The organism is Amycolatopsis sp. NPDC051758 (assembly GCF_044453095.1).
Lineage (GTDB): Bacteria > Actinomycetota > Actinomycetes > Mycobacteriales > Pseudonocardiaceae > Amycolatopsis.
In genome coordinates, this window is sequence record NZ_JBITCJ010000023.1 from 1 (window position 1) to 18,154 (window position 18,154).

15 protein-coding genes and 2 pseudogenes are annotated in these 18,154 nt (G+C 71.5%); 8 read left to right on the forward strand and 9 right to left on the reverse strand.

Annotated elements, in window-relative coordinates:
• A pseudogene (rpsA, locus tag ACIA5G_RS51415) lies at positions 1 to 151 on the reverse strand (30S ribosomal protein S1); the annotation flags it as partial.
• A gap of 321 nt (positions 152 to 472) precedes the next feature.
• Between rpsA and ACIA5G_RS51420 the strand changes: the two are divergent.
• From ACIA5G_RS51420 to ACIA5G_RS51445, 6 genes are all read left to right on the forward strand, one after another.
• Entirely contained in the window at positions 473 to 1,324 is an 852-nt protein-coding gene (locus ACIA5G_RS51420; RefSeq protein WP_395937591.1) for a class I SAM-dependent methyltransferase, read from the forward strand.
• Positions 1,321 to 2,232, forward strand: coding sequence for a GNAT family N-acetyltransferase (locus ACIA5G_RS51425; protein ID WP_395937454.1), 912 nt, complete (start codon positions 1,321 to 1,323; stop codon positions 2,230 to 2,232). Before ACIA5G_RS51420 ends, ACIA5G_RS51425 begins: the two co-directional genes overlap by 4 nt.
• Positions 2,233 to 2,251: 19 nt before the next feature.
• Positions 2,252 to 3,175 carry a GNAT family N-acetyltransferase gene (locus ACIA5G_RS51430; protein WP_395937455.1) on the forward strand — a complete coding sequence of 308 codons (924 nt, stop codon included), beginning with the start codon at positions 2,252 to 2,254 and terminating at the stop codon, positions 3,173 to 3,175.
• Between the two features lie 102 nt (positions 3,176 to 3,277).
• Positions 3,278 to 3,967, forward strand: a complete 690-nt coding sequence (locus tag ACIA5G_RS51435; RefSeq protein WP_395937457.1) for an ABC transporter ATP-binding protein — start codon at positions 3,278 to 3,280, stop codon at positions 3,965 to 3,967.
• Entirely contained in the window at positions 3,964 to 5,859 is a 1,896-nt protein-coding gene (locus ACIA5G_RS51440; RefSeq protein ID WP_395937459.1) for a YhgE/Pip family protein, read from the forward strand. Before ACIA5G_RS51435 ends, ACIA5G_RS51440 begins: the two co-directional genes overlap by 4 nt.
• Positions 5,856 to 6,428, forward strand: a complete 573-nt coding sequence (locus ACIA5G_RS51445) for a TetR/AcrR family transcriptional regulator (protein ID WP_395937461.1) — start codon at positions 5,856 to 5,858, stop codon at positions 6,426 to 6,428. Before ACIA5G_RS51440 ends, ACIA5G_RS51445 begins: the two co-directional genes overlap by 4 nt.
• A 277-nt stretch (positions 6,429 to 6,705) precedes the next feature.
• On the opposite strand, the gene ACIA5G_RS51450 is transcribed toward ACIA5G_RS51445, so the two are convergent.
• The 3 genes from ACIA5G_RS51450 to polA form a co-directional block, all read right to left on the reverse strand.
• Positions 6,706 to 8,307, reverse strand: a complete 1,602-nt coding sequence (locus ACIA5G_RS51450; RefSeq protein ID WP_395937463.1) for a serine protease — start codon at positions 8,305 to 8,307, stop codon at positions 6,706 to 6,708.
• A 126-nt stretch (positions 8,308 to 8,433) separates the two neighbouring features.
• A complete protein-coding gene (locus ACIA5G_RS51455) occupies positions 8,434 to 8,967 on the reverse strand; it encodes an EF-hand domain-containing protein (RefSeq protein WP_395937593.1) in 534 nt (177 codons plus the stop codon).
• A gap of 199 nt (positions 8,968 to 9,166) precedes the next feature.
• On the reverse strand, positions 9,167 to 11,908 hold the full coding sequence (gene polA / locus ACIA5G_RS51460) for a DNA polymerase I (RefSeq protein WP_395937465.1): 2,742 nt from the start codon (positions 11,906 to 11,908) through the stop codon (positions 9,167 to 9,169).
• Between the two features lie 62 nt (positions 11,909 to 11,970).
• On the opposite strand from polA, the gene ACIA5G_RS51465 reads away from it, so the two are divergent.
• Together ACIA5G_RS51465 and ACIA5G_RS51470 are read left to right on the forward strand one after the other, a co-directional pair.
• The gene (locus tag ACIA5G_RS51465) at positions 11,971 to 12,411 is read left to right on the forward strand and encodes a PaaI family thioesterase (RefSeq protein WP_395937467.1); all 441 of its coding nucleotides are present in this window, start codon (positions 11,971 to 11,973) and stop codon (positions 12,409 to 12,411) included.
• A gap of 4 nt (positions 12,412 to 12,415) precedes the next feature.
• Positions 12,416 to 13,386: pseudogene (locus ACIA5G_RS51470) on the forward strand (LysR family transcriptional regulator).
• On the opposite strand, the gene ACIA5G_RS51475 reads toward ACIA5G_RS51470, so the two are convergent.
• The 5 genes from ACIA5G_RS51475 to ACIA5G_RS51495 form a co-directional block, all read right to left on the reverse strand.
• Positions 13,352 to 14,113, reverse strand: coding sequence for a prolyl oligopeptidase family serine peptidase (locus ACIA5G_RS51475; RefSeq protein WP_395937469.1), 762 nt, complete (start codon positions 14,111 to 14,113; stop codon positions 13,352 to 13,354). The pseudogene ACIA5G_RS51470 and the gene ACIA5G_RS51475 overlap by 35 nt on opposite strands.
• Before the next feature lie 172 nt (positions 14,114 to 14,285).
• A complete protein-coding gene (locus tag ACIA5G_RS51480) occupies positions 14,286 to 14,999 on the reverse strand; it encodes an ABC transporter ATP-binding protein (RefSeq protein WP_395937471.1) in 714 nt (237 codons plus the stop codon).
• A complete protein-coding gene (locus tag ACIA5G_RS51485; RefSeq protein WP_395937473.1) occupies positions 14,986 to 15,912 on the reverse strand; it encodes an ABC transporter ATP-binding protein in 927 nt (308 codons plus the stop codon). Before ACIA5G_RS51485 ends, ACIA5G_RS51480 begins: the two co-directional genes overlap by 14 nt.
• Positions 15,909 to 17,054: a branched-chain amino acid ABC transporter permease gene (locus tag ACIA5G_RS51490; RefSeq protein WP_395937475.1), complete on the reverse strand. Its 1,146-nt coding sequence runs from the start codon at positions 17,052 to 17,054 to the stop codon at positions 15,909 to 15,911. The genes ACIA5G_RS51485 and ACIA5G_RS51490 overlap by 4 nt, the downstream gene beginning before the upstream one ends.
• Positions 17,051 to 18,067: a branched-chain amino acid ABC transporter permease gene (locus tag ACIA5G_RS51495; RefSeq protein ID WP_395937477.1), complete on the reverse strand. Its 1,017-nt coding sequence runs from the start codon at positions 18,065 to 18,067 to the stop codon at positions 17,051 to 17,053. The genes ACIA5G_RS51490 and ACIA5G_RS51495 overlap by 4 nt, the downstream gene beginning before the upstream one ends.
• Between the last annotated feature and the right edge of the window lie 87 nt (positions 18,068 to 18,154).

Consider the following 18,154-nt stretch of genomic DNA (forward strand, 5'->3'; position numbering starts at 1 on the left):
CGATCGTGCCTTCGACGATGTCGCCATCGTTGAAGTACTTGATCGTCTTGTCGATAGCCGCGAGGAAGTCTTCCTCCGACCCGATGTCGTTGATGGCGACCTGCGGGGCCCCAACGGGGGCGGTCGGGGCGGTGGCGGTGTCGGTGGTCATTAGGCGGGTTGCTCCGGTGGATGGGATCGAGGGTTGGCAGTTGTCGGCGCGATGGGCTGCTACGGCATGCGACGACCCCACGAGCTACGTCCACCAGTGAACGACCGCGGCATGACCCGCAAACGGTGCGCGACCCGATTCCCAACCAGAAGCTGAGCGGAAGGCAGCGCGAACCCACTGCGCTAACACTTATCCTACGCGGCAGTCACCAGGCGGCACAATCAGGGTCCCCCCGCGATCGCTAAGGTCCTCGCGAAGGCAAACGCACGCAGGAGGACGCAGGTGGAGCAGGGACCGGCGGCCGGGACCGGAGACACCATCATGCCACCGAACGACCCCGCCGCGCCGGGGCGCCACGAAGCGGCCGAGCACCGGCTGGGCACGACCGCCGTCGCCTACCGCGAGGTCGGCGGGCCGGAGGCCGCGGCGGCGAACCTCGCCTGGTGGGACGCCGACGCCGACGACTACCAGGCCGAGCACGGCGGGTTCCTCGGCGACGCCGACTTCGTCTGGTGCCCGGAGGGCGTGCGCGAAGAAGAGGCGCGGCTGCTCGGCGACGTCCGCGGCAAGCGCGTGCTGGAGATCGGCTGCGGGCAGGCCGCGTGCTCGCGCTGGCTGACCGCGGCGGGCGCCCGCGCCGTGGCGACCGACCTGTCCGCCGGCATGCTGCGCCACGCGCAGGACGGCAACACACGCACCGGCGTCGCCGTGCCCCTCGTGCAGGCGAACGCCGAGTACCTGCCACTCGCCTCCGGCAGCTTCGACGCCGCCTGCTCGGCGTTCGGCGCGATCCCGTTCGTGGCTTCGGTGGACGCGGTCTTCGCCGAGGTGCACCGGGTGCTGCGGCCGGGCGCGCCGTGGGTGTTCTCGGTGACGCACCCGATGCGGTGGATCTTCCCGGACGACCCGGGCCCGCAGGGGCTCACCGTCACCCAGCCGTACTTCGACCGCACGCCCTACGTCGAGGTCGACGACGAAGGCACCGCGACCTACGTCGAGTACCACCACACCCTCGGCGACTACGTCCGCGCGCTGGCCGCGGCCGGGTTCACCCTCACCGACCTGGTCGAGCCGGAGTGGCCGGAGGGCCACACGCGGACCTGGGGCCAGTGGAGCCCGCTGCGCGGCCGGCTCTTCCCGGGCACCGCGATCTTCCGCACGCACCGCTCGTGAACCCCCTGGAGGAGCAGCAGAACGCGCGGTTCGCCGCGCTCGACCCGCTGCTCCCGCCGATCGCGGCCCCGCCGGCGGCGAGCGAGCCGCTGGTGGTCACCGCCGGCGGGCTGAAGGCCGGCGGCCTGCTCACGCACGTCGTGCACGCGCCGGGGTCGTGGCCCGCGCTCTGGGGGCCGCTTGAGCTCTGGGACCTGACGGCGGTGCCGGGTGACAGTGGAGCGGCGGGCCTCGCGGCCCTGCTGGACGCGTGGCGCGAGCGGATGCGCGGGACACGGCCCGCCCTCGACTCGGGCTGCTCGCTGACCTGGCCGAGCCGTGACGCGGAGGCGTCGGCGGTCCTGCTGGCGCACGGGTTCGCGCCGATGACCTGCCTGGCGGTGCGCGCCCCCGGCCCGCCCGCCGGCGACGGCCCGCCGCGGGTGTCCGTCCGCCGGGCCGGGGACTCCGACGTCGAAGCCCTGACCCGGCTGCGGCTGGCGGAATGGCGCTACACGTCGCTGGTCGGCACCGCGGTGCCGCGGCCGGGCGCCCGGCCGCTGCTGCGTGCGGAGGTGGTCCGCTCGCTGCGCTTCAGCGGGCTGGTCTGGCTCGCCGAAGACGACGGCGTGCCGGCCGGGATGGCCGCCTGCGCGCTGGCTTCGCCCACGCCCGGCGACAGCATCCACGGCCGGTTGGCGCCGGGGCGCTGGGGTTACGTCGACACGCTGTCGGTCGCGCCCGAGGCCCGCGGCGGCGGCGTGGGCCGGGCGCTGATGGCCGTCGCGCATCGTGAGCTGGCCCGGCCCGGCGTGCGCGGTACGTTCCTCTTCTACCACCCGGCGAACCCGCTCTCGCCGGTGTTCTGGCACCGGCAGGGTTATCGTCCACTGTGGACCATGTGGATCCGGCGCCCCGCCTGGTCCTGACCGAGACCCAGGGGGACCCATGGACGACCTCGCGGACCCGCTGTTCGCCGCCCACCGGGCGCGCTTCGCCGCGGTCGACGCGCTGCTGCCGCCCGCCGCGCCCCCGGCCGAGGGTGAGCGGCTGGACGCGGCGACCGCGGACGGCACCCGGGTCACCGCGGTGCTGCAGCGGCAGCGGTTCGCGCCCGGCGACGTCCCGATGCTGTGGTCGGCCGCCGACACCTGGCAGCTCTTCCCCTACATCGGCGCCACCGGCACCGAGGGCGCCGATCTGCTGCTGCGTGCGCTGAAGGGCCGGCTGGAGACCGAGGAAACCGGGGACGACTCGGCGTGCGTCGTCGTCTGGCCCAGCCGGGACGCCGAGGCGATCCGCGCCTTCCTCGACCACGGCCTGGTCCCGCTCGGCGCGCTGGGCGTGCGGACCGCTGCCCCGGCCGAGGCCGAATCCGCCGTCACGATCCGCCGGGCCGGGCCGGGCGACTTCGCCGCGGCGCTGGAGCTGGCCGCGGCGACGTTCGACTACACCGGTCTGGTCGCCGCGCCCCGCCGTGCCAACACCGCCGACCTGCTGGCCCCCGCCCTGCGAGAGGCCCTCGACGCCGGCGAGCCGGGGGTCTGGCTGGCCGAGGACGGCGGCGAGGTCCGCGCGCTGGCGCACTGCGCGTGGATCGACGTGCTGCCGGGCAGCGAAGCGGCCGAGATGCTCCCCTCGGGGCGCTGGGGTTACGTGAACAACGTCGTGACCGCGCCCGGCGAGCGCGGCGGCGGCTTGGGCCGGGCGCTGATGGCCCGCGTGCACCGGGAGTTCCACGAGGCGGACGCCACCGGCACCTACCTCTACTACAACCCGACCAACCCGCTGTCCTCGGTGTTCTGGCACCGGCAGGGCTATCGTCCACTGTGGACGACGTGGGAGGTGCGCCCGGCGTCGGCGCTGCGGTGAGTCACCCACGAGTGTGACGTGCGTCCGGTGATCTTGCCCCGGGCCCCGGCGAGGGCTAGTTTTTGAACTGACCGGTCAGTTCAAAAACATGCTGGAGCCACCGTGCAGGTCCGAGCCGATCGGGTGTCCCTCGAAGGGCACCACGGCACCTTGTTACCGCCCACCTCGCTGACCGTCGGCGAGGGTGACCTGGCGATCGTGCACGGCGAACCCGGTGTCGGCGTCACCGCGTTCGGGCTCGCGCTGGCCGGGCGGCTCAAGCCGACCACCGGCACGGTGCACGCCGAAGGCGCCGAAGGTGACCTGCCCGGCCTCGTCGCGGTCGTCGACGCACCCGGGGTCAGCGAGCCCGACGACGCGCTTTCCCTGCGCGTGGTCGTCGGCGAGGAGCTGGCGCTGGCCCACCGCCCGGCGGGCAAGGAAGACGTCACCCGCTGGCTCGCGGAGCACAACGCCGCGCCGTTCGCCGGCACGCGGTTCGAGAACCTCGTCCCCGCCCTGCGCACCCGGCTGCTCACCGAGCTGGCCGCGGAGCGCAAAGGTGTCCGCGTGCTCGTGCTCGACACCCCCGACCGGCACACCAGCGACGTCGGCAGCTGGGCCGGCCTGGCGCGTGAGCAAGCCGAACGTGGCCTCGCCGTCGTGGTGCTGACCGCGACCACGCCGCTGTCCGCGCTGCCGTTCACCCCCGCGCGCATCGGCTCGACCGAGCAGCCGGCGCCGCAGCACCTCTCCCCCGAACCCGAACCCACCGAAGAGCTCCCCGAGAGCGCCGACGGAGACCCCGCATGAACGCCTTCCGGATCGCCCGCAACGAGCTGCGCCGCCTGTCCACCGGCACGATGCCGAAGCTGGCGCTGGTCGCGCTCGTGCTGGTTCCGCTGCTCTACGCGTCCTTCTACCTCTACGCGAACTACGACCCGTACGGCCGGCTCGACAAGCTGCCCGCCGCGGTCTTCACCAGCGACACCGGCGCGCAGGACTCCGGCGGCCAGCAGCGCAACGTCGGCCGCGAGGTGACCGACGAGCTGGTCAAGTCCGGCACCTTCCAGTGGCACGAGGTGTCCGAGCAGGAAGCCCGCGACGGCGTCCGCGACGACAGGTACTCCTTCGCGATCGGCATCCCCAACGGCTTCTCCGCCGCCCTGCTGGGCGTCGGCACCTTCCAGCCGCAGCAGGCGACGATCACGCTGACCACCAACGACGCCAACAACTACCTGTCCGGCACCATCGCCAAGCAGGTCGCCGAGCAGGTGCGCAAGACGATCGCGGAGAAGGTCGGCAGTGAGGCCGCGGACCGGTTCCTCGTCGGCTTCTCGACGATCTACGGCAAGATCCAGGAGGCTTCGACCGGCGCGGCCCAGCTCGCCGACGGCGCCACGCAGCTCAAGTCGGGGCAGCAACAGCTCGCCGGCGGCGCTGCGCAGCTCGCGGACGGCTCGTCGACGCTCGCCACCGGTCTCGGCACGCTGAAGAGCAGCACCGCGGATCTGCCGTCCCAGACGCAGAAGCTGGCCGACGGCGCTTCGCAGGTGGCCGCCGGGGACCAGAAGGTCGCCGACGCGGCTTCGCTGGCCGCGACGGCGTCGTCCGACATCCAGGGCAAGCTCGACGGTTACCGCACCCAGCTCGTCACCGACCTGCGCAACGCCGGGGTGCCGGAAGCTCAGATCCAGGCGATCGTCGCCCGGGCCGACCAGCTGCGCTCCCCCGTCGACCAGGCCAACGGCAAGATCCAGCAGGCCAACGGCGACCTCGCGAAGCTGGCCGACGGCGCCCGCCAGGTGTCCGACGGCGCGGCCAAGCTCGCCGCCGCGTCCCCGCAGCTGGCGAACGGCATCGCGCAGGCGTCCGACGGCGCGAACCAGCTGCGAGACGGCGCTGCGAAGCTCAACGACGGTGAGAAGACCGCCGTCACCGGGACGAACCAGCTCGCGGACGGCGCGGTGAAGCTGCGTGACGGGCTTTCCGCCGGGCTCAAGGAGATCCCGAACCCGGACGACCCGACCCGGTCGGCGACGGCGAACACCATCGCCGACCCGGTGGCCGTCAACGCCAACGGCGAAGCGTCGGCGGGGACGTACGGCGCGGGCCTGGCCCCGTTCTTCATCTCGCTGGCCACCTGGATCGGCGCGTTTGTGCTGTTCCTGATCCTGCGCCCGCTCTCGACCCGCGCGCTGACCGCGGGCGCGGCGCCGTTCCGGGTCGCGGTCGGCGGCTGGCTGTCGTCGGCACTGCTCGGCGTCGCGCAGGTGATCGTCCTGTTCGGCGCGGTGACCTGGCTGGTCGGCATCCACATCGCGCACCCGCTGGGCGCGATCGGGTTCGCCGTGCTGGTGTCGCTCACGTTCACGTCGGTGGTGCACGCGCTCAACGCGTTCTTCGGCGCGGTCGGCAAGTTCCTCGGGCTGGTGCTGCTGGTGCTGCAGCTGGTCAGCGCGGGCGGCACGTTCCCGTGGCAGACCATCCCGGACGCGCTGTACCCGCTGCACGTGGTGCTGCCGATGGGTTACGCCATCGACGGCTTCCGCCACCTGTTCTACAGTGGCGCCACCGTGCAGATCCTGGGTGACATCGGAGTGTTGCTGGCGTACCTCGCCGGCGGGATCCTGGTGTCCACGCTGGCCGCGCGCAAGCGTCGCGTTTGGACGGTGTCCGCGCTCAAGCCCGAGCTGAGCCTGTGAGCGGCGGGACCAAGCAGAAGCTCTTCGAGGCCACTCTGGAGCTCTCGAAGAGCCGGGGCCTCGTGGGGCTGACGGTGGACGACATCGCCGCCGCGGCCGGGGTCGCCAAGGGCACGGTCTACTACAACTTCGGGTCGAAGGACGGGCTCGTCGACGCGCTGCTGCGCTACGGCGTCGACCTGCTCGCCGGGCAGCTGCGGTCCGCCGTGACCGACGCGGACCCGCTCGAGGTGATCGAGGCCCAGGTCGACACGACACTCGCGTTCATCGCCCGCTACCCGGGGTTTTCGCAGATCCTGGTGAGCGAGCTGTGGCGGACACCCGGCCAGTGGCACGGCACGCTTTCCCTGCTGCGCGAGGAGGTCATCTCGATCGTGAAGCAGCAGCTGTCCCGGTTGGAGTCGGCCGGCCGGCTACCGGACGGCGTCCAGATCCCGACGGCGGCGGCCGGGCTGTTCGGCACGATGCTGGTGGTGGCGCTGGATTGGCAGGTGTTCGGGCCACAGCGGACCCGGGCGGAAGTCCGCGAAGCGGTGATGGTGCTGATCCGCGGGCTGGGGCGCCGCTAGCTTCGCGGCTCGGCGGCCGGCTGCCCTCCCGGGGCCGACTGCTGCTCGAAAGCCGGCTCACCCGCGGCCGCCCGCAGGGGCGCCCCCCGTCTTCCACTCTACCGCCCGGCACCGACAATTCCGGCGCCCGAAAGCCGAGCGGGAAGTCAGCCGCGATCTTGGGTACGCGCCCGCGCCCAATGTGGCCTTCGGTGCGTCTCACGCACCCAAGGCGGCCTTGGTTGCGTCGCACGCACCGAAGGCCACATTGGGGCGCTGGAATCCGGCCGGCTGAGCGTCAGCCGCGGTCTTCGATGCGGGCCCGGACCGCCGCCGCATAGCTGTCCACCGCGGTTGCCGCCGCCGTCAGCTCACACGGGCCGTCGATCAGCAGCCGCTTAGCCGGGACGTACGCCTGCTCCAGCTCCGGGTCGCCGTCCAGGCCGTGCTCGCGGGCGAGCTCGTGGTCGCCGGCCAGCCGGGCGCGCAGCTCTTCGCGGCGGGCGACCAGACCGTCGAGCACCGCGCGCTGGCGGCGGCCGTCCTCGACCGCCGGGGCCACCGCGTGCTCGTGGCTGCCGAGGTGGCGCTCGACCCACTCCGCGTCGCCGTCGACCTCGGCCGACCGCAGCTGCTTGAGCGCGGCGCGCAGCCGCTGGGCCCGCGCCGGAAGCATCGCGACGCCGGTGAAGCGCGTCGCCACGCGCAGCTGGTAAGCCTCGATTTCGCCGAGCTCCTCGACGGACTGGGTGAGCACGTCGAGCCGGCCGGACAGGTCGTCCGCGGCCGGGCGGGCCTGGACCGTGCCGGCCTGCACCGCCGCGACGCCGGGCGAGGACTCCTCCCGGAACCCGAGCAGCAGCCGCAGGCCGAGCTCGGCCGCGCGGCCGGCCAGGGGCGCGAGCACCTCGCCGACGAGCCGGTCGGGCTCGGCGGAGTCGTCGATCGCGTCGACCACGAGGGTGCGGCCGGCAACACCGGTGGTGAGGCGGTCGGCGATGCGGTGCCGGACGGCGTCGGCGGTGCGGCCGGTGGCGTCGACGGCCAGGTCGACGCTGCCCGCCGGCGGCATCGAGCCGAGCGCGGGCGGCAGGCCGGGGACACCGAGGGAACGTTCGCGGTCGGCGAGGACGATGCCGAACCGCAGGGCCGCGGCGATGGGCGAGCCGGCCTCACCGGTGTCGACGACCCAGACCGTGCCGGGCTCGGCCTTGGCGAACCAGTCGGCGACGCGCTGGACGAAGGAGACGTCGACCGCTTCGCCGACCGGGCGCGAAAAACTGGCGTCGACGGCCGGGCTGCCCGAGGCCCAGATGCTCAGCTGCGGCAGGTGCCCCAGCATCGTCTCGACGGGGATCATCCAGGTGCCGGTGTCCTTGCCGACGACCATGCCGACCACGTGCCCGGTCGCCTCGTCCAGCACCGCGGTGCCGCCGAAGCCGGGGCCGAGCGGTTCGGCTTCGGCGGTCCGGAAGAGCCGGACCCATTCGCCGCCGGTCTGTTCCGGGGCGCCGAGCCGGGCGTGGGTCCAGCGGCCGACCGAACCGGGCGGGAACCCGAAGGCGCGCACGAGCTGGTGCTCGCCGAGCGGCATGCGGTGCAGCGGGGCGCGGAACACGCGGGATTCGGGGCGTTCCAGGCGCAGCAGGGCGAGATCGCCGTGACCACCGCCGTCGGAGGGCACCCAGCACCCTTCGACAACCGTGGCGGCGCCGGGCAGCGCCTCGGCCAAACCCACGAAGTCGACACTCAGCGCGGAACGCGGACCACCGGCGGCTTCGACGACGTGCGCGCTCGTGAGCACGTGGTACTCGTCGAGCACCGTGCCCGCCCCGCACACCCGGCCGAGCTCGTCGTGCAGCCGGACTCGCCAGCGTCGTCGCTCCCGCTCGAACCCCATTCGGCGGACCCTACGCCGTGATCGCCACGGCCTGCCGCCGACCTCCCTACCCAGCGGTAACGGCTCACCCGAACGGACTCCTCCGTTCGTCGCAACGCCGAGGGGTGTGGTGTGCCGGTGAGTGGTTCAGACCCGGCCGAAGACCCAGCTGCCGGGTGCCGCCGGGTCGTCGCCGGCCCAGAACTCGTACCAGTGCCCGGTGAACTCGGCGCGGGAGAGCCGGCCGTCGCCGTCGAGATCGAGGTGCGCGAAGACGTCTTCGGTGGGGGTGTCGACGCCGTTCCACGCCGCGATGAGCCGGTGGTACTCGTCGGCGGTGATCGCGCCGTCGCCGTTTTCGTCGACGGCTTCGAACATCACGTCGGCCGTGCCGGTGACCGCGCCCGGCATCTTCGGCAGCGCGTCGACGACGTCGAGGACCTCGTCGAGGGTGACCTTGCCGTCGCGGTCACGATCGGACGCGTCGAGCAGCGCCGCCCACCAGCCCATCATGATCGCGGCGAGCTTCTCCCCTTCGGGTGTGCTGCCGTCGGTGCCGCGGAGCTCGAGCCATCTCGACGTGAGGGCCCGGAAGTCGGACTCGGTGAGGTAGCCGTCGTCGTCGGCGTCCATGGCGCCGAAAACGCCGGAGATCTTGCGCCGCTGGAAGTCGGTGGCCATGTGCTGGTCCTTCCGGCCGGGCCCGGGTGGGCTGTTCGGGCCACCCAGCTTCGTCGTGTCCCCCGGCACGCTGCGCCGTCCGGCCGAGTAGACCCGCGCCACGACCCGGTGATTCCCGCGGCGACCCTCCGTAGGCGGCCCGGACACCGGCGAACCCCGCACCGGACCGGCACGGGGTTCGTCGGGAAGCAGCGAGACGCTAGTGCGCGGCGTCGTTCCAAGACCGGCCGTAGCCGACCGAAACCTCCAGCGGGACCGCCAGCTCGTAGGCCGAACCCATGCCCTGGCGGACGAGCTTCTCCAGCTGCTCGCGCTCGCCCTCGGCGACTTCGAGCACGAGCTCGTCGTGCACCTGCAGCAGGATCCGGCTCCGCAGCTTCGCTTCGACCAGCGCGTTGTGCACGTTCAGCATCGCGACCTTGATGATGTCGGCCGCGCTGCCCTGGATCGGGGCGTTCAGCGCCATCCGCTCGGCCATCTCGCGGCGCTGGCGGTTGTCGCTGTTGAGGTCCGGCAGGTAACGACGGCGGCCGAAGACCGTCTCGGTGTACCCGTTCTTCGCGGCCACGCCGACCACCGAGTGGAGGTAGTCGCGCACGCCGCCGAAGCGGTCGAAGTACGCCTCCATCTGGGACTTGGCGTCCTCGGTCGAAATCCGCAGCTGCTGCGAAAGCCCGTACGCCGACAGCCCGTACGCGAGCCCGTACGACATGGCCTTGACGCGGTAGCGCAGCTCCGGCGTGATCTCCTCCGGCGGCAGCGAGAACGCCCGCGACGCCACGAACGTGTGCAGGTCCTCGCCGGAGTTGAACGCCTCGATGAGGCCCTCGTCCTGGGAGAGGTGCGCCATGATCCGCATTTCGATCTGGCTGTAGTCCGCGGTCATCAGCTCGGTGAAGCCGTCGCCGACCACGAACGCGTCGCGGATGCGGCGGCCTTCTTCGGTGCGGACCGGGATGTTCTGCAGGTTCGGCTCGGTCGAGGACAGCCGCCCGGTGGCCGCGATCGTCTGCAGCAGCGTGGTGTGGATGCGGCCGTCGTCGGCGACGGACTTGATCAGCCCTTCGACCGTGGTGCGCAGCTTCGTCGCGTCCCGGTGCTCCAGCATGTGCTGCAGGAACGGGTGCTCGGTCTTCTCGAACAAGCCCTGCAGCGCCTCGGCGTCGGTGGTGTAGCCGGTCTTGGTGCGCTTGGTCTTCGGCATGCCGAGCTCGTCGAACAGCACCACCTGCAGCTGCTTCGGCGAGCCGAGGTTGATCTGCTTGCCGATCACCGCGTACGCCTCCTCCGCCGCCTGCGTGACGCGCGAAAGGTAGTGCGCTTCGAGCGTGGTCAGCTGCTCGAGGTCGACGGCGACCCCGGCGATCTCCAGCTCGGTGATCACTTCCAGCAGCGGCAGCTCCAGCTCGGCGAGCAGCCGCGCGCCGCCGATCTGCTCGAGCTCCTTTTCGAGCGCGCCGGCCAGCTCGAAGATGGCGCGCGCCTTGACGAGCTCTTCCTGGATCTCCTTCTGCTCCAAGCCTTCCGCGCCGCCGTCGAGCAGCGACAGCTGGCCGTCACCGCCGTCGGTCTCCGAGCGCAGCTCGCGGTGCAGGTAGCGCAGCGCGAGGTCGTCCAGCTCGAAGGTGCGCTGGCCCGGCCGCACCAGGTACGCGGCCAGCGCGGTGTCCATGGCGAGCCCGGCCAGCGCCCAGCCGCGGGCGCGGATCGCGTGCAGCGGGACCTTGAGGTCGTGGCCGGTCTTGCGGATCTTCGGGTCGGCGAGCCAGGCGGCGAGCGCCGTGTCGTCGGCCTGGTCCATCGCCGTCACGTCGACGTACGCGCCTTCGCCGTCCGCCGCCGCGAAGGCGACCGCGCGCAGGTCGGACCGGACCGACGTGCCGACGGCGCGGAAGGCCAGCGCCACCGGCTCACCCTCACCGGCGTGCGCGGCGAGCCACGCTCCCAGTGCGCCGGGGGCCAGCGCGTCGCCCGAGACCTCGAACCCTTCGTCGGCCTCGGGTTCGGCGCTCTGCAGCGTCGCGAACAGCCTGTCCCGCAGCACGCGGAACTCCAGCTCGTCGAACAGCGCGTGCACGGCTTCGCGGTCCCACGGACGCAGCTCCAGCCCCGACGGCCCGATCTCCAGCTCGACGTCGCGGATCAGCTCGGTGAGCTGGCGGTTCAGCTGGACCGAGCTGAGGTGCGCGCGCAGCGCCTCCCCGGCCTTGCCCTTTACTTCGTCCACCCGGTCGATCAGGTCGTCGAGCGAGCCGAACTGCTTGATCCACTTGGCCGCGGTCTTCTCGCCGACGCCGGGGATGTTCGGCAGGTTGTCCGACGGGTCGCCGCGCAGCGCCGCGAAGTCGGGGTACTGCTGCGGAGTGAGCCCGTACTTCTCCTCGACGGCGTCCGGGGTGAACCGCGTCATCTCCGAGACGCCGCGCTTCGGGTACAGCACGGTGACCTGCTCGGTCACCAGCTGGAGTGCGTCACGGTCTCCGGTACAGATGAGGACGTCGAAGCCTTCGGCCGTGGCCTGTGTGGTGAGCGTGGCGATGATGTCGTCGGCCTCGAAGTTCTCCTTCGTGAGCGACGGGATGCCGAGGACGTCGAGGACCTCCCGCACCAGGTCGACCTGGCCGCGGAACTCGTCCGGCGTCGCGCTGCGGTTGGCCTTGTAGTCGGCGAAGGTCTCCGACCGGAACGTCTTGCGCGAGAGGTCGAACGCCACCGCCAGGTGGGTGGGCGCCTCGTCGCGCAGGAGGTTGATGAGCATCGAGGTGAACCCGAAGACCGCGTTCGTGACCTGCCCGGTCTTGGTCTTGAAGTTCTCGGCGGGCAGCGCGAAGAACGCGCGGTAGGCCATCGAATGACCGTCGATCAGCAGCAGCTTCGGCCGCTCCGCGGTCGCGGTGGTTCCTGTGGCGTTGGCAACGGTCGTCTTCTCACTCGGGCTCACGGGCCCGAGTCTAGGCTGAGGGTCCGACACTCTTACGTGTCGCATAGGAAGAGGAGCATTGCGTGACCGAGAGTGCCGCCCACGTCGACGTGGACCGGCTGTCGGGGATCGACCCCGCCGCCGCCGACCAGCAGCTGAACGACAAGGTCGGCATGAAGCTGCTGGAAGCGACCGCCGAACGCGTGGTCGGCACCATCCCGGTCGAGGGCAACCTCCAGCCCTACGGCCTGCTGCACGGCGGCGCCAACGCCGTGCTCGCCGAGGCGCTGGGCTCCACGGTGGCCGCGCTGAACGCGGGCCCCGACCGCGCGGCGATGGGCCTGGAGCTGTCCTGCACCCACCACCGGGCCGTCCGCTCGGGCACCGTCACCGGCGTCGCGACACCGCTTCACGTCGGCCGCGGCACCATCACCGCGGAGATCGTGCTGACCGACGACGAGGGCCGGCGCACCTGCACCGCGCGGCTCACCTGCGTCGTCCGGGACCGTCCGCCGGGCGCGTGAGCCGGTGGACCTCGACCTCGCCCAGGTGCGGGCGTTCGTCGTCACCGCGGAGCAGCGCCACTTCGGGCGGGCCGCCCAGGCGCTGTTCCTGACCCAGCAGGCGCTGTCGAAGCGGATCCGGAAGCTCGAAGAGTCCCTGGGTGTGCCGCTGTTCCTGCGCACCAACCGCTCGGTCGAGCTGACCGGCGACGGCGAGCGCTTCCTGCCGCACGCGCACGAGCTGCTGCGGGTGGCCGACGCGGCGGTGGCCGCGATGGGCGCCGAGGACCGGCCGCTGCGTCTCGACGTCGTCGACTTCCGGCTGTCCCCCATGTTCGTGCTCCGCCGGCTCGCCGAGCGGGAGCCCGGGCTGCGGATCGACCGGGTCGCCGGCGGCGGGTTCGCGAACGCCGTCGAGCCGCTGCTGTCCGGCCGCCTCGACGCCGCCATCGGCCGGGTCACCGGTTTCGGCGGGCCGCTGCCCGAGGAGCTGGAGCACCGCCCGATCCGGCTCGAGCCCCTGGTCGCGCTGCTCGCCCCGGAACACCCGCTCGCCGTCCTGGACGTGTTGCCGCTCGACGAGCTGCGTGCCGACGGGATCTGGCTGCCCGGGTCCGGCGGGGCCGCCGAATGGCTGTCCTACCTGCAGGCGATGTGCGCCCGGTTCGACGTGCCGATCGACGACTCCGGCGTCAGCTACGACCTGCGGCACACCCTCGAGCAGACGCGGTACGGCAAGCGGCGGTCACCCTCGCCGGCGCGGACATGGAGCTCGCACCCGACCTGAACCTGAAGGTGCTGCCGTTCGCGCCGTCCCCGCTGTTCCCGTGGTCGCTGGTGTGGCGGCGCGGGAAGGCGCACCCGGCGCTGCGGCGGCTGCTGGCCCTGGCCGGGCGCACCAGCCGCGAAGAGGACTGGTGCGCCTACGACCCCGGCCACGCCTGGCTGCCGGACGAGGACCTCAGCCTCGTAGCCGGCGGGCGAACCACTCGCTGAACGCCGCGTCGACGGCGGCCGCGGCCGCCGTCCCCGGTGCGAACTCGTGCGCCATCCCGTCGACCGTCACCAGCTCGGCCCCCACTTTCCCGCTCAGTGCCGCGGCGGGCTCGCGCACGGCGACGTCGTCGTCCGCGCCGGTGACGAGCAGCAGTGGCGCGCTCAGCTCGGCGGCCCGGTTCACGTAGTCGTAGCGGGCCGCGACCGCGCGGGACCGCTCGGTCCACGGGTAGGTCACCCCGAAGCGCCGCTCGTTGGCGGCGATCATCGGCGCGAGCCGGACGACCGGGCTGGCGACGGCGGCGGCCGCGACTTCGACGGCTCCGCGCGCCAGCACCTCCAGCGCCACGATCGAGCCGGCCGAGCCGCCGAACACGCCCAGCGGGCCGGTCGCGCCCGGCAGCCGGTCGCGCAGTTCGGCCAGCGCCGCCGGGAACTCCGCCGCCGCCTGCTCGGTCACCGGCTCGAACACGTTCAGCACGGCGTCCTCGCTCGCCCGCCGGAAGAGTTCGTCGTGGCCACCTTCGGGCAGCCGGGCCCCGGTCAGCGGCAGGCCAAAATACACCCGCCACGCCTGCAGGCCCGCCATCGGGACGGCCGCGGCCATCGCCTGCTCACTGGCCGGCGCGTCCATCAGGTGCCAGCCCGCGACCAGCGCCGCCGGCGCGTCCGGGTTCGCCGGCGGCGCCGCCACGAACGGCACCCCGGCCGCGATACCCTCGACCATCCTGCACTCCCTTGTTCCTCGGTTTCCGTTGTGCGACAAGCAAACCGCGGGGAGGCCGGGCGGGTCCAACAGCCTTTCCGGCGCCGACGACAACCGATGGTTGTCACCGAAAACGAAAAACCGGCCCCGCACGCCGAAGCGCACGGGGCCGGTCGAAGAAGCTCCTTCGACGTCAGCCGACGCCGAGGTAGGCCTCCTTGATGCTGTTGTCCGCCAGCAGCTCCTTGCCGGTGCCGGACTTGGTGATCTGCCCGGTCTCCAGCACGTAGGCCCGGTGGGCGCGGGACAGCGCCTGCTGCGCGTTCTGCTCCACCAGCAGCACCGTGGTGCCCTGCTTGTTGATCTCCGTGATGATCCGGAAGATCTGCTGGATGAACTGCGGGGCCAGCCCCATCGACGGCTCGTCCAGCAGCAGCAGCTTCGGCTTCGCCATCAGCGCGCGCCCGATGGCGAGCATCTGCTGCTCGCCGCCGGACATCGTGCCGCCCATCTGCGTCTTGCGCTCGGCCAGGCGCGGGAACAGCTCGAAAACCCGCTCCAGGTCGCCGCTGAGGTCCTTGCGGTCCTTGCGGGCGTACGCGCCCATGTCGAGGTTCTCCATCACCGTCATGCCGGGGAAGATGCCCCGGCCTTCCGGCGCCTGCGAGATCCCGCGGACCACGCGGAGGTCACCGCGCAGCTTGGAGATGTCCTCACCGGCGAAGGTGATCTTCCCGCTCGAAATGGGACGGATCCCCGAGATGGCCCGCATCGTCGTCGACTTGCCGGCGCCGTTGGCGCCGATGAGCGTGACGATCTCGCCCTCGTTCACCGAGATGGACAGCCCGGAGACCGCCTGGATCCGTCCGTAGTGGACGGACACGTCCGACAACTCAAGCAACGTCATCGTCAGGCACCCCCAGGTAGGCCGCGATCACCGCGGGGTTCTCTCGAATCTCGGCGGGCACCCCTTCGGCGATCTTCTTGCCGAACTCGAGCACGACGATCCGGTCGGTCACGCCCATCACGAGCTTCATGTCGTGTTCGATGAGCAGCACGGTGTAGCCGTCGTCGCGGATCGTCCGGATCAGCTCCATGAGCTGTTCCTTCTCCGCCGGGTTGAAGCCCGCCGCGGGCTCGTCCAGGCAGAGCAGCTTCGGCTCGGTGGCCAGCGCCCGCGCGATCTCCAGGCGCCGCTGGTAGCCGTAGGGCAGGTTCTTCGCCCGGTCGGCCGCGCGGTCGGCGATGCCGACGAACTCCAGCAGGGCCATCGCCTTCTCGACGGCGGCCTTCTCCTCGCGGTGGTGCCGCGGGGAGCGCACCAGCGCGCCGAGCAGGCTGGTCTTGTGCCGCGCGTCGGTGCCGACGACGACGTTCTCCAGCGCGGTCATCTCGCTGAACAGCCGGATGTTCTGGAACGTCCGGGCGATGCCCAGCTGGGTGATGCCGTGCCGCGACGTCTTGCCCAGCGCCTTGCCTTCGAGCCGGACCTCACCCGAGGTCGGCCGGTAGACACCGGTCATCGCGTTGAAGCACGTCGTCTTGCCCGCGCCGTTCGGCCCGATCAGGCCGAGGATCTCACCGCGCCGGATGGCGAAGTTGATCGCGTCCAGCGCGACCAGGCCGCCGAACCGCATGGTCACGTCGTCGACCTCGAGCAGCGTCTGCCCGACCTCGACGTCGATCTCGCGGTCCGGCGCGACGACTTCGGCGACCTCGGCGTCGTGCTCGGCCCGCTCCTCCGCCGTCATCTGCTGCAGCTCGGCGACGAGGCCGCCCTCCGCGACGACCTCCGGCCCGCCGTTCTGGGGCTCGGTCATGACTTGCTCCCCGGGGTCGGTTCGGTCTGCAGCGCACCGTCACTGCTGATCTGCTCACCTCGGCCCAGCAGCCGCTGGTACGCCTGCCTGCCGTACGCGAGCAGCCGCTGGCGCGCGCCGAGCAGGCCCTGCGGGCGGAAGATCATCAGGATGATCAGCGCCAGGCCGAAGATCAGGTACTTGTACTCGGCGATCGCCTGGAAGCGCAGCGGGATGTAGGCCACCACGGCGGCGCCGAGGAGGACACCCACCTTGTTGCCCGACCCGCCGAGGATCACCGCGGCCAGGAACAGCATCGACGTGACGACGTCGAACTTCTGGTTGTTGACGAAGCCGAGCTGGCCGGCGTAGAGGGCCCCGGAGAGGCCGCCGATCGCCGCGCCACTGATGAACGCCCAGATCTTGAACTTGAACGTCGGCACGCCCATGATCTCGGCCGCGTCCTCGTCGTCCCGGATGGCGACCCACGCGCGGCCGACGCGGCTGCGCTCCAGGTTCCCGACCAGGAACAGCACGGCGATGATCAGCGTGACGCACAGCCAGTACCACGGCGTGCCGTTCGAGTTGTTGAACAGCGCCGACCCGTCGGCGTTCGTGCCCGGCGGGTGCCCGACCTCCTTGAAGCCGGAGTTGCCGCGCAGCGGTCCGACGTTGTCCGCGAGCAGGCGGACGATCTCGCCGAACCCGAGCGTCACGATCGCCAGGTAGTCCCCGCGCAACCGCAGCGTCGGTGTCCCGAGGATCACGCCGAAGATCATCGTCACGACCATCGCGATCGGCAGCACGACGAGGAACGGCAGGTGCGACAGCGACGAGTCGGGGCTGGTGAACAGCGCCATCACGTACGCGCCGATGGCGAAGAACCCGACGTACCCGAGGTCCAGCAGGCCCGCCTGGCCGACCACGACGTTGAGGCCGATGGCGACCAGCGCGTAGCGGGCCACCTCGAACATCGCGATCGGGAAGTCGTAACCCGGCTGGGTGGTGAGGATCGGCGGGTTCAGCACCGGCAGCAGGTAGACCAGCACCACCACGGGGATGAGGATGCCCCACTGCTGCACGCGGCTGAGGTTGTTCCAGCGCTCGCCGAACGAGCGCTTCCGGGCGGCCGTCGCCGCCGGTGGAGTCGTGGTCGTCGTCATACCCGGGCCTTTCCGAGCGACTCACCGAGAATGCCGGTGGGCCGGATCATCAGGACCAGCACCAGCAGGGCGAACGCGACGATGTCGCGCCAGCCGCCACCGAACAGCGACTGGCCGTAGTTCTCGGCGACACCGAGCAGCAGGCCGCCGAGCAGCGCGCCGCGCAGGTTGCCGATACCGCCGAGCACCGCCGCGGTGAACGCCTTGATGCCGAGGAGGAAACCACCCTGGTACCACGCGCCCTGCGGGATCTTCATCATGTAGAACAGCGCCGCCGCACCGGCGAGCAGGCCGCCGATGAGGAACGTCAGCACGATGACGCGTTCCTTGTTCACGCCCATCAGCGTCGCCGTGTCCGGGTCCTGCGCCACCGCGCGGATGCCGCGCCCGAACTTGGTCTTGTTGACGAAGTAGTTGACCGCCAGCATGAGCACGATCGACGCGACCACCGTGATGATCGTGACGTTGGTGATGCTGCCGCCGAAGAGCGTGAAGACCTCTTCGTTGCGCATGAGGCGGATGCCGAGCTCGGGGTTGCCGCCGCGCCAGATGAAGATGAGCTGCTGCAGCACGAAGGACGCGCCGATCGCGGTGATCAGGAAGACCAGCTTCGGCGCCCCGCGTTTCCGCAGTGGCCGGTACGCGACCCGCTCGAGCACCACCGCCGTGCCGCCGGAGACCGCCATCGAGGCGATCAACGCCAGCAACAGGAAGCCGATCAGCTCCACCACGGTCAGCGTGGGGGTGTTGCCGGGCCGGAACCCGAGGCCGTAGAAGGTGAACCAGGTCGCGTAGACCCCGTAGATGAACACTTCGGAGTGGGCGAAGTTGATGAGCTTCAGGACGCCGTAGACGAGGGTGTAACCCAGCGCCACGAGCGCGTAGATGCTGCCGTAGGCCAGCCCGTCGAACGTGTTGTTCCAGAACTGGTCCAGGAACGCGCTCACGTCGAAGGTGATCCAGCTGTCGCTCTGGGCCAGCACGAGCGAACCCAGGTGATGAGTCAATGACACACTAGTTCTCCATGTGGGACCGGGGTGCAGGCCCGGCGGGATCGAGCCGCCGGACGTGCACCCCGGTAATCAGATCGGAAGCGTTGC